12 protein-coding genes are annotated in these 14,565 nt (G+C 66.4%); 8 read left to right on the forward strand and 4 right to left on the reverse strand.

Translation table 11 applies throughout. The features are described 5' to 3' along the window. Positions 1-5 precede the first annotated feature (5 nt). Positions 6-2,225 (reverse strand): primosomal protein N', encoded by a 2,220-nt coding sequence (locus AC1ZV1_RS02390; protein ID WP_484295367.1) that lies wholly within the window; start codon positions 2,223-2,225, stop codon positions 6-8. Between the two features lie 216 nt (positions 2,226-2,441). On the opposite strand from AC1ZV1_RS02390, the gene rpmE reads away from it, so the two are divergent. The 6 genes from rpmE to AC1ZV1_RS02420 all read left to right on the forward strand — a co-directional run bounded on the left by rpmE (position 2,442) and on the right by AC1ZV1_RS02420 (position 8,052). Continuing rightward, complete coding sequence (gene rpmE, locus AC1ZV1_RS02395) at positions 2,442-2,657, forward strand: 50S ribosomal protein L31 (protein WP_017520174.1); 216 nt, start codon at positions 2,442-2,444, stop codon at positions 2,655-2,657. A gap of 24 nt (positions 2,658-2,681) precedes the next feature. Then, entirely contained in the window at positions 2,682-3,485 is an 804-nt protein-coding gene (locus AC1ZV1_RS02400; protein WP_484295369.1) for a thermonuclease family protein, read from the forward strand. Continuing rightward, positions 3,482-4,933: a M48 family metalloprotease gene (locus AC1ZV1_RS02405; RefSeq protein WP_484295371.1), complete on the forward strand. Its 1,452-nt coding sequence runs from the start codon at positions 3,482-3,484 to the stop codon at positions 4,931-4,933. Before AC1ZV1_RS02400 ends, AC1ZV1_RS02405 begins: the two co-directional genes overlap by 4 nt. A gap of 103 nt (positions 4,934-5,036) precedes the next feature. Next, positions 5,037-6,305: a malic enzyme-like NAD(P)-binding protein gene (locus tag AC1ZV1_RS02410; protein WP_484295372.1), complete on the forward strand. Its 1,269-nt coding sequence runs from the start codon at positions 5,037-5,039 to the stop codon at positions 6,303-6,305. Between the two features lie 178 nt (positions 6,306-6,483). Continuing rightward, on the forward strand, positions 6,484-7,257 hold the full coding sequence (locus AC1ZV1_RS02415; RefSeq protein WP_484295373.1) for a phosphatase PAP2 family protein: 774 nt from the start codon (positions 6,484-6,486) through the stop codon (positions 7,255-7,257). Between the two features lie 60 nt (positions 7,258-7,317). After that, positions 7,318-8,052, forward strand: a complete 735-nt coding sequence (locus AC1ZV1_RS02420) for a substrate-binding periplasmic protein (protein WP_484295374.1) — start codon at positions 7,318-7,320, stop codon at positions 8,050-8,052. A 141-nt stretch (positions 8,053-8,193) separates the two neighbouring features. Here AC1ZV1_RS02420 and yccS read toward each other — a convergent pair whose 3' ends face one another. Beyond that, the gene (yccS, locus tag AC1ZV1_RS02425) at positions 8,194-10,389 is read right to left on the reverse strand and encodes a YccS family putative transporter (protein WP_484295375.1); all 2,196 of its coding nucleotides are present in this window, start codon (positions 10,387-10,389) and stop codon (positions 8,194-8,196) included. A 148-nt stretch (positions 10,390-10,537) separates the two neighbouring features. Continuing rightward, positions 10,538-11,914, reverse strand: a complete 1,377-nt coding sequence (gene dbpA, locus AC1ZV1_RS02430; RefSeq protein ID WP_484295376.1) for an ATP-dependent RNA helicase DbpA — start codon at positions 11,912-11,914, stop codon at positions 10,538-10,540. Between the two features lie 321 nt (positions 11,915-12,235). Between dbpA and AC1ZV1_RS02435 the strand changes: the two genes are divergently transcribed. Next, positions 12,236-12,445 carry a cold-shock protein gene (locus AC1ZV1_RS02435; RefSeq protein ID WP_017520182.1) on the forward strand — a complete coding sequence of 70 codons (210 nt, stop codon included), beginning with the start codon at positions 12,236-12,238 and terminating at the stop codon, positions 12,443-12,445. Positions 12,446-12,555: 110 nt separating this feature from the next. Then, positions 12,556-13,068, forward strand: coding sequence for a retropepsin-like aspartic peptidase RloA3 (rloA3, locus tag AC1ZV1_RS02440; RefSeq protein ID WP_484295377.1), 513 nt, complete (start codon positions 12,556-12,558; stop codon positions 13,066-13,068). Here rloA3 and mdtD read toward each other — a convergent pair whose 3' ends face one another. Then, positions 13,069-14,505 (reverse strand): multidrug transporter subunit MdtD, encoded by a 1,437-nt coding sequence (gene mdtD / locus AC1ZV1_RS02445; protein ID WP_484295378.1) that lies wholly within the window; start codon positions 14,503-14,505, stop codon positions 13,069-13,071. Positions 14,506-14,565 lie beyond the last annotated feature (60 nt).

Below are 14,565 nucleotides of genomic sequence, written 5' to 3' on the forward strand. Positions count from 1 at the left end.
ATCTGTCAGAAGAGGTCGATCGGGTCCACGTCCAGGGACCAGCGCACCTGGCGTCCGCTGGGCATGCCTTCAAGCGTCTGCAGCCAGGGCGTGAGCAGGCGGTGCAGCGGCGCGCGGGCAGTGCTCATCAGCAGCAGCTGTGCGCGGTAGCGGCCGGCGCGGCGCTCCATGGGCGCCGGCACCGGGCCGAGGAGCTCCACGTCATGGCCCAGCGTGGCCTGCAGCCGTTCGGCCTCGGCGCAGGCCTCGTCGAGGAAGCCTTCGGCCTGCCCCGGCTTGTGCGCCTCGGCGCGCAGCAGCGCAAGGTGCGAGAAGGGTGGCAGACCAGCGGAGCGGCGCTCGGTGAGGGCCTGGTCGGCGAAGGCGAAGTAGCCCTGCTCGGTGAGCTGCACCAGCAACGGATGGTCGGCCAGGTGGGTCTGGATCAGTACGCGGCCTGGCTCTTCGGCTCGTCCGGCGCGGCCGGCGACCTGGACGATCTGCTGGGCCATGCGCTCGCTGGCGCGGAAGTCGGCGGAGAACAGCCCGCCATCGGCATCGAGGATTGCCACCAGGGTGACGCGCGGGAAATGGTGCCCCTTGGCGAGCATCTGCGTGCCCACCAGGATGCACGGCTCGCCCTTGTTGATGGTGGCGAACAGGTCGCGCATGGCGTGCTTGCGCGAGGTGCTGTCGCGGTCGATGCGCAGCACCGGGTAATCGGGGAAGAGGGTGCGCAGGCGTTCTTCGGCGCGCTCGGTGCCGGCGCCGACCGGGCGCAGGTCCACGGTGCCGCATTTCGGGCAATTGCGCGGCGGCCGCTCGCGGTGGTCGCAGTGGTGGCAGCGCAGCTCGCCGCTGCCCTGGTGCACGGTCATCCGCGCATCGCAGCGCGGGCACTGGCTGATCCAGCCGCAATCGTGACACAGCAGGGTCGGGGCGAAGCCGCGACGGTTGAGGTAGACCAGCACCTGCTGGCCGGCGGCCAGTGTTTCCTTGATCGACCGCTGCAGCGGCATGGAGATGCCTGAATCCAGCGGCAGGCTCTTCACGTCCAGGCGGTGGAACGTCGGCTGGTGCGCACCGCCGGCTCGCTGGGTCAGGCGCAGCAGGCCGTAGCGGCCGCTCTGGGCGTTGTGCAGGCTTTCCAGTGCGGGCGTGGCCGATCCGAGCAGGATCGGCACGTTCTCCAGCCGCGCGCGCACCATGGCCAGGTCGCGGGCGTGGTAGCGCAGGCCTTCCTGCTGTTTATAGGAAGCGTCGTGCTCCTCGTCGATGATGATCAGCCCCGGATTCTTCATGGGGGTGAACAGCGCCGAGCGGGTGCCGATGATGATGTCCGCCTCGCCGTCGCGAGCCGCCAGCCAGGCGTCGAGGCGCTCGCGGTCGGTCAGCGCGGAGTGCAGCAGGGCGATGCGCGCGTTGAAGCGGCGCTCGAAGCGGCTCAGGGTCTGCGGGCCGAGGTTGATCTCGGGGATCAGCACCAGCGCCTGCTTGCCGGCCTCCAGGGTCTCGCGGATCAGTTGCAGGTAGACCTCGGTCTTGCCGCTGCCGGTGACGCCGGCCAGGAGGAAGCTGTGGAAGCTGCCGAAACCGGCACGTACGGCTTCGAAGGCGGCGCGCTGCTCGGCGTTCAGCGGCAGCTCCGCCTGCGCCAGCCACGGACCGTGGTGCGGCGGCACGCTGTGGACGCGCACTTCCAGGGTGACCAGGCCTTTCTCCTGCAGCAGGTCGAGGCTGTCCTTGTTGATCTGCAACTGGCTGAGCAGGTCATGGGCGACGCCGTGGGGATGCTGCTTGAGTATTTTCAGCGTCTCGCGCTGGCGCGGTGCGCGGGCCAGCCGCGGGTCTTCTTCGCGGGCGCCGGGCTCGGCATGCCAGAAACGCTGCTGCCGCGCCTCGGCGGGGTCGCCCTGGCGCAGCAGGTTGGGCAGTGCCCAGGAGAAGGTGTCACCGAGGCTGTGCTGGTAGTACTGCGCCGTCCAGCGGCACAGCTCCAGCAGGTGCGCCGGCATCGGCGGCTCGCGGTCGAGCACGGCCAGTGCCGGGCGCAGCTTGTCCGCCGGTACGTCGGAGGTCTCTACCTTGTCGACCAGCACGCCGACCATCTCGCGGCGGCCGAACGGCACGCGCAGGCGTACGCCCGGCTGCAGGCGCGCTACGTCGACTCCGCGCGGGGGCAGGTAATCGAACAGGCGGCGCAGCGGCGAGGGCAGGGCGAGACGCAGGATGGCGGGTGAGGGCACGCGACGGATTCCGGGGCGGCAAGGAGCGTCGGATGGTAGCATGGGCGATGCGACGGTCGGTCATGCCTGATCTTGCGTTGAAAGCGATCTCTGGTATGATCCACGCCCTTAATTTCGTGCGGTGCCCGGTAAAAGATCCCGCCCGCGGTCCTTGATGGCCGTGGCTCGGCTTCTGCCAGAGACTGGGTGGCGGCACACCACCGAGAGGAAGAGACCATGAAACCGGAAATCCATCCCGCGTACGAAGAAATCGAAGCCACCTGCAGCTGCGGCAACGTGATCAAGACCCGTTCGACCCTGTGCAAGGCTATCCACCTGGACGTCTGCTCCGAATGCCACCCGTTCTACACCGGCAAGCAGAAAGTCCTGGACACCGGCGGCCGTATCGATCGCTTCAACCAGCGCTTCGCCATGTTCGGCGGCAAGAAGTAAGATCGATTTCCGGAAAAGACCTCCATGGTTTTTTACGGTATCTCGAAAAAGGCGTCCCTCGTGGGCGCCTTTTTTATGGCCGTCCTTTTTACCCTGGACGCCAGCGCCGCTGCCTGCCCGACGCCTTCGTCGCCTGAGACGGTGCGCGTGGCGCGGGTGGTGGATGGCGACACGCTCAAGCTGGCCGACGGCCGCAGCGTCCGCCTGATCGGCGTGAACGCTCCGGAACTGGCCCACCGTGGCCGCTCCGAGGAGCCCTTTGCCGTCGCCGCCCAGCGCCGCCTCCAGGAGCTGGTGGCGGCCAATGACGGTGAGGTCGGCCTGGTTGCCGGTCGGCAGGGCAAGGACAAGTACGGCCGAACCCTGGCCCACGCCTATGATGCCGGCGGTAACAACCTGGAATCGCGTCTGCTTGCCGAGGGCCTGGGCTACCTTGTAGCGATCGCGCCCAATACCGATCTCACGGCCTGCCAGCAGGCTGCTGAGCGAGAGGCCCGCCGAGCCGGGCTCGGCCTATGGAAGCGCGCGCCGGTACAGACGGCGCAGCAGCTTCACGACAGCGGGTTCGCGCTGGTGCGCGGGCAGGTCGAGCAGGTGCAGCGCAATCGCGGTGGCCTGTGGATCGATCTCGATGGCCCGCTGGTGCTGCGGATCGAGGCCAGGCTCGTGAAGCGCTTCGACGATGCAACCCTGCGCGATCTCAAGGGTCGACAGGTGGAGGCGCGCGGCTGGGTCATCGACCGTGCCGAGCGTGGTGGTGTGAAACCCGGACAGGCACGCTGGATGCTGCCTGTGACCGACCCGGCGATGATGGAGGTATTGCCATGAGCGTGCGCTCGTTCGGAATCCTGGCCTTGCTGGCGCTGCTGAGCGTCCTCGGTGGTTGCGCCACCAACCCGGCCACCGGCAAGTCTGACTTCGTGATGATGAGCGAGCAGAGCGAGCTGGAGATGGGGCAGAAGTACAGCCAGGAAATCCTCAAGCAGTACCCGCGCTACGAGGATGCCAAGCTGCAGGCCTACGTCCAGCAGGTCGGCGAGCGCGTCGCCCGCGCCGGTGACCGGCCGACCCTCCAGTATCACTTCACCGTCATCGACACGCCTGACATCAACGCCTTCGCCTTGCCTGGCGGCTACATCTATATCCACCGCGGGTTGATGGCGTACCTGGGCTCGGAAGCGGAGCTCGCCGCGGTGCTCGGCCACGAGGTCGGCCACGTTACCGCCCGCCATAGCGTGCGCCAGCAGAGCCAGTCCAGCGCCTGGAGCATCCTCGGCCAGGCCGTGGCCATCGGTACCGGCGTGGGCGCCGCCGCCGACCTGACCAACGTGCTCGGCACCGCCTTCGTGCGTGGCTATGGTCGCGACATGGAGCTGGAAGCCGACGGCCTGGGCGCCAAGTACCTGGCTCGCGCCGGCTACGACCCGACCGCCATGATCCAGGTGGTGCGGGTACTGAAGAACCAGGAAGACTTCGCCCGCGACGAGGCCGCGCGCAAGGGGCAGGCCGCCCAGCCGGTCGGCTACCACGGGCTGTTCGACACTCACCCGGACAACGACCAACGCCTCAAAGAGGTCATCGGTCCCGCCCAGGCCCTGGCCGGCAACAGCCAGCACGAGGTCGGCGCGGAGCGCTACCTGAAAGCCATCGACGGCATGCCCTTCGGCGATTCAGCCGCCAGTGGCGTGCGTCGCGGGCAGAGCTTCTATCACGCGGAGCTGGACTTCACCCTCACCTACCCGGCGGGCTGGGGCATCCTCAACCAGCCGAGCGCCCTGGTGGGCTACACCGCCGACCAGCAGGCGTACATCGGCATGAAGCTGGTGCCGCTCGAAGGCAAGCTGACTCCGGCGGAATACCTGCGCAAAGGGGCTGGCGGGCGGTTATCGAACGAAGAAAGTTTCCAGCAGGCCGGGTTGGACGTTGCTACCGGCGTGGTGCCCGGCTCCCCGGCACGCCGTGTGGCGGTGGTCTACCAGAAGGACCACGCCTACCTGTTCATCGGTGTGGTCAAAGGTCGCGCCTCGCTGGAAAGCGAAGACGACCACTTCATGCAGGTCATCCGCAGCTTCCGGCCGATGCGTGCGGACGAGCAGAAATTCGCACAACCGCGCCGGATCGCCGTCGTTCAGGTCAAATCCGGGCAGACTGTCGAGCAGTTTGCGAAGGAGGAGTCCGGTCCGGAAACTGACTCGATAAATCGTATACGTTTATTGAATGACTTGTATCCAACTGGTCAGCCAAAACCTGGGGATTGGCTGAAAGTCGTACGCTAGAGGTCTTGACAGCAGGGGCTTGGGCTACCTTGGCAGGTGCGGGGTTTGTGCGTATGCTCGGACCCCCGTCTGTCCAACAAGCAACAAAAGCGGAAGTGCCCAAATGTCTGATCTCAAGACCGCTGCCCTCGAATATCACGCCCAACCCCGCCCCGGAAAACTGAGCGTCGAGCTGACCAAGCCGACCGTCACCGCCCGCGACCTGTCGCTGGCGTACAGCCCGGGCGTCGCCGAGCCGGTGCGCGAAATCGCGCGTGATCCGGAACTGGCCTTCAAGTACACCGGCAAGGGCAACCTGGTCGCGGTCATTTCCGACGGCACCGCCATCCTCGGTCTGGGCAACCTCGGCCCGCTGGCCTCCAAGCCGGTCATGGAAGGCAAGGGCGTGCTGTTCAAGCGCTTCGCCGGTGTCGACGTGTTCGACATCGAGGTCGACGCCGAGAGCCCGCAGGCCTTCATCGACACCGTCAAGCGCATCTCCATCACCTTCGGCGGCATAAACCTGGAAGACATCAAGGCCCCCGAGTGCTTCGAGATCGAGCGCGCCCTGATCGAACAGTGCGACATCCCGGTCTTCCACGATGACCAGCACGGCACCGCCATCGTGACCGCTGCCGGCATGCTCAACGCCCTGGAAATCGCCGGCAAGAAGCTGGAAACCGCGAAGATCGTCTGCCTGGGCGCCGGCGCTGCCGCCATCTCCTGCATGAAGCTGCTGGTGAGCATGGGCGCCAAGGTCGAGAACATCTACATGATCGACCGTCAGGGCGTGATCCACGCCGGTCGTAACGACCTGAACCAGTACAAGGCCGTGTTCGCCACCGAGACCGACAAGCGCACCCTGTCCGACGCCCTCGACGGCGCCGACGTGTTCGTCGGCCTCTCCGGCGCCAACCTGCTGAGCCCGGAAGACCTCAAGCGCATGGCGGCCAACCCGATCGTCTTCGCCTGCTCCAACCCGGATCCGGAAATCAAGCCGGAACTGGCCCACGCCACTCGCGACGACGTGATCATGGCCACCGGCCGTTCGGACTACCCGAACCAGGTCAACAACGTGCTGGGCTTCCCCTTCATCTTCCGCGGTGCCCTGGACGTTCGCGCCACCCGCATCAATGAAGAAATGAAGATCGCCGCCGCCCTGGCCCTGCGTGACCTGGCCAAGCAGCCGGTTCCCAAGGACGTGTGCGACGCCTACGGCGTGAGCGCCATCGAGTTCGGCCGCGAGTACATCATTCCGAAGCCGATGGACAAGCGCCTGATCACCATCGTTTCCGATGCCGTGGCCAAGGCAGCCATCGAGACCGGCGTGGCGACCCTGCCGTATCCGAAGCACTACCCGCTGCAGTCGGTGGAAGACGTCTTCAAAGGCTGATTCCGTCTGATCTGGAGAACCCCGCCTCGGCGGGGTTTTCTTTTTCCGCTGAATGAAAAGAAGAGTTACCGATTAATGACTGAAGGCAGGCGCTGGCAGTTTCGTGCCGACTATCCTTCCCGGCTCATGCATTGACGCGTCCGTTGCTCCGGAGCGGGCCGGGCGCATGGGGGACATCATGAATCGGACTTTGCTGGCAGTCGCCACCCTGGCGGCCAGCGCCGCGCTCATCGGTTGCGCAGGAGCACCGCAGATGAGCTGGGAGCGGGTGGGGGATTCGGCGCAGCGCGCTGTCACCAGCGCCGACGTCTGGGGCCCGGTGGCCGGTGCGGCGGTGATCGCCGCAGGCAACTGGGACCACAAGTGGCAGAAGTCGGCGAGCAATCACGACTGGTTCTTCGGCGGCGACGCCAACCAGGCCGCCGACCGTATGCTCAATCTCGCTACCGGCCTGAGCGTCGTCACCGCCCTGGTGGCCTCGCCCAAGGACGTGAGCAGCGAGGACAAGTGGGAGTGGCGCGGGCGCAACCTGGCACTGTTGACGGTCGATCGCTATGCGGTGACCGGCTTCGTCGAGGAGGCCAAGGAGTGGTCCGGACGCGAGCGGCCGGACGGCATTCCCGACGACTCCTTCCCGTCCAAGCACACTGCCGTGACCGCGGTGCACACCAGCTTTACCCGGCGTAACCTGGACTACATCGACATGGACCCGACCTGGCGCTACACCGCCAAGGCCGGGCTCTACACCCTCGACGGGCTGACCGCGCTGTCGCGCGTGGAGGGGGACAAGCACTACCCGACCGACGTGCTGGTGGGGATGGCGGTAGGCAACTTCTTCGCCAACTTCACCTACAACCTGTTCCTGGAAGGGCCGGAGAGCCAGCGCTACAACGTGGCGGTGGTACCGGAAACCGGTGGCGGCATGAGCCTGCGCGCGGCAATGCTGTTCTGAGGTTGGCGCGGCGTCGTGGACAGCGTCTAGTCTGAGAGCTTCTCCCTGGACGACACCTCGATGCCGTTGCGCCTGCTGCTGATCTTCGTGTTCCTGTGCGTTTCCAGCGCGGCTCGGGCCGGGGAAGTGTTGCGCATCGCTGCCGACCGCTGGCCGCCCTATGCGGACCGTCAGCTACCCGGCAACGGCGTGGCGGTGCACCTGGTGCAGGCGGCGCTCAAGCGTGCCGGCTATGCCAGCGAATACGTCGAAGTGCCCTGGCCGCGCGTGCTGCATGGCGTGGCGAACGGCGAGTACGACCTGGTGGCGGACGCCTGGTATACGCCGGAGCGGGAATCCTTCGGCGTGTATTCCGAGCCCTACCTGATCAATCGCGTGCGCCTGATCAAGCGCCAGGGTTCGCCCATCACCTTCGGCAAGCTGGCCGACCTCTACCCCTACCGCATCGCCATGGTGCGCGGTTACGCCTATTCCGAGGCCTTCGACAACGACCCCAAGTTGCAGCGGATCCCGGTGTTCAGCTTCGTCAACGCCGCGTTGATGTTGCAGGCGGGCCGGGTGGACCTGACGCTGGAAGACGAGATCACCGCCCGCGTGCACTTCAACGGTGATCTGGCGGCGCTCAAGGGGCAGCTGGAGTTCCTGCCGGTGCCGCTGGCGGAGAACGGCTTGCACATTCTGGTCGGCCGCCACGTGCCGGATCACGCCGCCATTGTCGCGGCGTTCGACAAGGCGATCCGCGAGATGCGCGCCGACGGCAGCTACGACGAACTGATGCGCGAGCACGGGTTGTAGCGGGCGCCGCATTCACTGGAGGTCGGGTTACTGAGGGTTCTCTTTCCGCCGAAGGGATTGGGGGGCGCGAGCTCTGAGCTTTCCCTGTCGGCGCGGGCCATGGCCGCGACCGCGCGCGTGGCGCGCTCCTGCCGGTTCGCGTCAGGCGGCTTCGGCCTGTTCCGCGCCGATATCCTTCTTCAGCAGGTGCGCCGCCAGGGTGCGCAGCGGTGTGAGCTGTCGGCAAATGAGTGCCAGTTGGGTCTGCACCAGGCGGTGGGCGTCGTCCTGTTCCTCGGGCAACTCCTCCAGGCGCTTGGCCAGGTCGTCCTCGGCGTCGCTGTAGATCTCCACCGGGCGTCGCTCATTCAGGCGCGCAGCGATGTCGTCGAGACTGTGGGTCAGGCGCTCGGCGGCTTCGGCGATCAGGTCGTCATTGACGTCCGGCGGCAGCTGGTGGCGGTGCGCGCCGAGGGCGGAGAGGTAGCTGAGCAGGGTGTGGGACAGCACGAGGAAACGGAAACCGATCTCCGCGTCCTTCCGGAAGTGTCCGGGCTCCAGCAGCATGTTCGACAGCGTGGTGGAGAGCGTCGCGTCGGCGTTGTGCGCGTTGCGCCGGGCGGTGCGGTAGGCAAGGTCGTCGCGCTTGCCGTTGGCGTACTGCTGCATGATCTCGCGCAAGTAGCGGCTGTTGCAGGCCAGGGTGCCGCCCACCAGGCGATGCAGGCTGCGCCCGTGCCAGTCGGGCAGCACCAGGAACACCGCGATGCCGGCGATCAGCGCGCCGAGCAGGGTATCGAACAGGCGCGGCAGGATCAGGCCGTAGCCATCGCCCACCTGGTTGAAGCAGAACAGCACCAGCAGGGTGATCGCCGCCGTGGCCAGGGTGTAGCGCGTGCTACGCGTGGCGAAGAAGGCGACCCCGGCGACCACCGCCAGCAGCGACTGGATCAGGGGATTGGGGAACAGGTCGATCAGCGCCCAGCCGGCCACCAGACCGATCAGCGTGCCGAGGATCCTCTGCACCAGGCGGATGCGCGTCGCGCCGTAGTTCGGCTGGCAGACGAACACCGTGGTCAGCATGATCCAGTAGCCCTGGGTCGGGTGGATCAGGTGCAGCATGCCGTAGCCGGCGGCCAGTGCCAGCGACAGGCGCAGCGCGTGGCGGAACAGCAGCGAGGTCGGCGAAACCTGCAGGCGGATGCGCTCCAGCGCATCCTTGAACGAGCGTGGTGAACGGTCCAGCAGGGTGCTGTCCTGCTCGTCGTCGAGTGCATCGGGGTTGCTCGCGCCGCTGAGCTTGCGGTCCAGGGTGGTGAGGTTGGCCGCCAGCGCGCCGAGCGAGCGCAGCAGTCCGCGCCAGGCCGGGTTGCCCTGCTGGCGAAGGTAGTCCAGCGAAGCATTGAGATCGGCCAGGGCCAGTTCGCTGTCGTTGTAGTCGAACGGCTGGCGCAGCTGGATCGCCTTCGCCAGCGCCTTGCACGCCTTGCCCTGTTGGTTGAGCAGGCGCTGGCAGCGGAACAGCACGTCACTGTGGAAGAAGGCTTCGGCCAACTGGTTGTACGGATAGTGCGAGGAGCTGGCGCGCTCGTGGACGTCCTGGGCGATGAAGTAGAGCTTCAGGTAGCGGCTGATCTTCGGGCCCGGCCGCCCGTGGGACAGGCGCGCAAGGATGGTTTCCTTGGCCTGGTTGAGCGCGACCACGACCCGGCCATTCTGTCGCGCCAGGGCCAGGCGCTGGGCTTCCACGTCGAGCTGGCGCAGCGGCTCCAGCAGGGTCGACTTGATCTTCAGGTACTCGCCCAGTTCGAGGAACAGTTTCGCCAGGCTCTGCTGCACCGGCTGGTTGGCGAACAGCGCGTTCCACAGCACCGAGAGCAAGCCGTACCAGCCCGCGCCGGTCACCAACAGCAGCGGTTCGCGCCAAAAGTCGGTGGGCGTGCCGCCGCGCTGGTCGACGCCGATCATGGTGTAGATCGACAGGATCAGGGTGGCCGAGGCGATCGCCGCATAGCGCTCGCCCAGGGCGCCGAGCAACGTCATGGCGAAGGTGGAAAGCGCCAGCCCGGCGACGAACAGCGGCGGGTAGGGGAACAGCAACTCCACGGCCAGCGAGGCGATGGTGAAGCAGGCCAGTGTCACCAGCAGCGCCTGCAGGCGGCCGAGCCAGTGGTCGTCGGTTTCCGCCAGGGCGCTGGCGATGACCCCGAGGAACAGCGGGATCACCAGCTCCGGCCGACCCTGCAGCCAGCACGCGAGCATGACCCCGCTGAGGGCGACGAACACCCGCAGGCTGTAAGCGAACTTGTCCAGCGCCCAGAGGCGCCGCAGAGACTGGAGCAGTGGGGAGGAAAACATGCGCGTGCGGGACTTCCGGATGTCTGCCGCTCAGACTAGCGGATCGCTCCGGGCGCGGCTATCGCGAGCGCGACAGGTTGCGTGTCGCGCCTGCAGGAGCGCGCCACGCGCGATGGCGAGCATGCCCGCTCCTGCAGGGTGAGCGATGTCAGAGAATGCGCGCCTTGAACGAGCGACCCTTGATCTTGCCTTCGTTGAAGTGCTTCAGCGCCTGCTTGGCGACATCACGCTCCACGGCGACGAAGGCCTGGAAGTCGAAGATGGCGATCTTGCCGACCTGGATGCCCTTGAGCCCGGCGTCGCCGGTCAGTGCACCGAGGATATCGCCGGGGCGCAGCTTGTCCTTGCGACCGCCCGCGATGGAAAGGGTGGTCATCGGCGGCAGCAGCGGGGCGTCGTTGGCCTTGAGGAAGTCGATGCGTTCCCAGTTCAGCGGCGCGCCCTGCAGGTCTTCGATGGCCTGTGCGCGGTTGGCCTCTGCGGGGGTGACCAGCGACAGCGCCAGGCCTTTCTCGCCGGCCCGGCCGCTGCGGCCGATTCGGTGCACGTGGACCTGCGCATCACGCGACAGCTCGACGTTGATCACCGCTTCCAGCGCAGCGATATCCAGCCCGCGCGCGGCCACGTCGGTGGCGACCAGCACGCTGCAGCTGCGGTTGGCGAACAGGGTCAGCACCTGGTCGCGCTCGCGCTGCTCCAGATCGCCGTGCAGCGCCAGGGCGGAAATCTTGCGGGCATTCAGTTGCTCCACCACTTCCATGCACTGCTGGCGGGTATGGCAGAAGGCGACGCAGGACTGCGGCCGGAAATGCTGAAGCAGGCGGACGACGGCATCGAGACGCTGCTTGGGATCGATCTCGTAGAAATGCTGTTCGATCTGGCTGTCGTCGTGCAGCGCCTCCACTTCCACGCGCTCGGGATTCTTCAGGAACTTCGCTGCCAACTGATCGATGCCGTCAGGGTAGGTGGCGGAAAACAGCAGGGTCTGTCGGCGCGCGGGCGCCTGGCCGATGATGTCGGCGATGCTGTCGTAGAAGCCCATGTCGAGCATGCGGTCGGCTTCGTCGAGCACCAGGGTGTTCAGGCCGTCGAGTTTCAGGGTGCCGCGACGCAGGTGCTCCTGGATCCGCCCCGGCGTTCCGACCACCACGTGGGCGCCATGCTCCAGCGAGCCGATCTGCGGGCCGAAGGGCACGCCGCCGCAGAGAGTCAGCACCTTGATGTTGTCGGCGGCGCGGGCCAGGCGACGGATCTCCTTGGCGACCTGGTCGGCCAGCTCGCGGGTCGGGCACAGCACCAGCGCCTGGCAGCCGAAGTAGCGCGGATTCAGCGGGCTCAGCAGACCGATGCCGAAGGCGGCGGTCTTGCCGCTGCCGGTCTTGGCCTGGGCGATCAGGTCGCGGCCCTTGAGGATCGCCGGGAGGGCGGCGGCCTGGATCGGCGTCATCTCGCGATAGCCGAGAGAGTCGAGGTTGGCCAGCAGGTCGGCCGACAGCGCGAGGCTGGAAAATGCAGAGGTGGTCACGAAGGGAGCCCGGGTGAATCCATATGGCCGCGCAGTGTAGCAGGAGAGCACCCTCAGGAGGGCTGAGAAGCTGATATGGCAAGGGTTTGAGGCCACTCGTCCGAATTTCCCGAAGTGCCGCTCGGTGGTTTTTTCAAGAGATTCGCTTTCCGCAGATTTTTGTCGTAGAGTTTCCGGACTGTGTTTGCATGGGTCGCCGTCGATCGTGACCTGATGCGGTCGGTTATTCCACCCCGTCCTGCTCGACTCCTTGTAACTCCTTGCAACTCAGTTCCTGGCCATTCGTGGCTAATTTTAAAAATACGTTCCAAGGAGAACACCATGTCGAATCGTCAGAACGGCACCGTCAAGTGGTTCAACGAGACCAAAGGCTACGGCTTCATTACCCCGGAAAGCGGCCCGGACGTGTTCGTACACTTCCGTGCTATCGAAGGTAACGGCTTCAAGACCCTGGCCGAAGGCCAGAAAGTCAGCTTCGAAGTCGTGCAGGGCCAGAAAGGCATGCAGGCCGAGCGCGTACAGGTGATCTAAGATCCCCTGGCGACAGCCAAATAAGCCCCGGGTGGAAACATCCGGGGTTTTTTATTGCCTATGTTCTTATTGCCTATAGTGCCGCCATCGATTTTCCGGAGCCGCCATCCATGCCATCGCCCGCCTTCCGCCTGCTGCTCGCCGGCCTGCTCGTCTCGGGCAGCGCCCTGGCCGCCGACGCGCCCGCGCAGCCCACTACCTGGGGCTGGGTCGAAACGCTCATGCTGATGCCCGAGCAGGCGCCGCTCAAGGCCAAGCTGGATACCGGGGCGCAGACCTCGGTGATGGATGCGCGCAACATCACCCGGATCAAGAAGAACGGTGAGCGCTGGGTGCAGTACGACGTGATGCTTACCGACCCGGCCACCGGCAAGGAGCAGCGCCTGCCCTTCGAGCGGCGCGTCGAGCGAGTGCTCAAGTTCAAGAGCGAGAGCGGCGTCGAGCGCAGCCCGGTGGTGCTGATGGACGTCTGCCTGGGCGGCAAGGTCTACCGCGAGCAATTCACCTTGCGTGATCGCCAGACCCTGGATTATCCGGTGCTGCTCGGCCGCCGCACGCTCGAGCACCTGGGCGCGGTGGACGCCTCGAAGACCCAGACCGTCGCCCCTGCCTGCAAGCCCTGATCAGTGCTCGTCGACACCATGCTCCGGCTCGACCCGGCGGGGCGTGGTGCGGCCGTCCTCGGCGTTGAGCTGGAAGAAGATCGCCGCCGCCAGCATCGAGAGGATGCCGACGCTGAAGTAGGTCGCGTGGAAGGCTGACAGCACGTCGCCCTGGGCGCTTTCCTGATCGCCGTTGAAGCCGCCCAGCAGTGCTGCGGCGCAGGCGATGCCCATGCCGATGGACAGTTGCATGACCACCGAAAGCAGGCTGTTGCCGGCGCTGGCGTTGTCGTCGCGCAGGTCGATCAGGGTCAGGGTATTCATCGCGGTGAACTGCAGCGAGTTGATCCCGCCGAGCACCGCCAGTTGCACCAGCAGCAACACGTAGGGTGTGTTCTGGTCCACCAGGCCGAGACTGGCGATCATCGCTCCCAGCAGCAGCGTGTTGCCCACCAGCAGCCTGCGGTAGCCGAACAGGTCCAGCAGCGGCCGCGCCAGCGACTTGATCACCATGGCCGCCAGGGCCATCGGGATCATCGTCATGCCCGCCCGTGACGGCGAGAAGCCCAGCCCGATCTGCAGCAGCAGCGGCGTGAGGAAGGGCAGGGAGCCGCTGCCCAGGCGCGCGAACAGATTGCCCAGTACGCCCACCGCGAAGGTGCGGGTACGGAACAGCGCCGGCGGGAACAGGGGCGATTCGATGCGCAGTGCACGCAACCAGTAGGCCGCCAACAGCACCAGGCCGCCTACCAGCAGCAGGACCACGCGCACGTGGGGCATGTGCAGTTCGCCCAGGCCTTCCAGGGCGATGGTGATCAGCACCATGGCGCCGCCGAACAGCAGGAAGCCGATCGAGTCGAAGCGTGTCGCGCGTACGCCGCGCAGGTCCGGCATCAGGCGCAGGGCGACGATGAAGCCGAGCAGCCCCACCGGCAGGTTGATCAGGAAGATCCAGTGCCAGCTGGCGTACTCAACCAGCCAGCCGCCCAGCGTCGGGCCGGTCAGCGGACCGAGGAGGCCGGGGATGGTGACGAAGCTGAGGATGCGCACCAGCTCCGTGCGCGGGTAGACCCGCAGGATCACCAGGCGCCCCACCGGCATCATCAGTGCGCCGCCAATGCCCTGCACCACGCGGGCGCCGATCAGGGTGCCGAGGCTGGGGGACAGCGCGCAGAGCAGCGAGCCGAAGCTGAACAGGAAAATCGCGAAGAGGAATACCCGTCGCGTGCCGAAGCGGTCGGAAATCCAGCCGGAGGAGGGGATCAGCAGCGCCACGGTGAGCAGGTAGGCGATCACCACGCCCTGCATGCGCAGCGGGTCTTCTTCCAGCGAGCGGGCCATGTTGGGCAGCGCGGTGTTGAGGATGGTGCCGTCCAGGGCCTGCATGAAGAAGGCGATGGCCACCAGCCAGGGCAGCAGGCGAGCCACGCGGGGCGTGAGGATGAAGGGTTCGCTCATGGTCGGTCCGTCGGGCGGGAATGGCTCTAGCTTAGGGAATCTTTGGCGATCGCGGGAAAA

This window comes from Pseudomonas sp. BB438 (assembly GCF_057180225.1).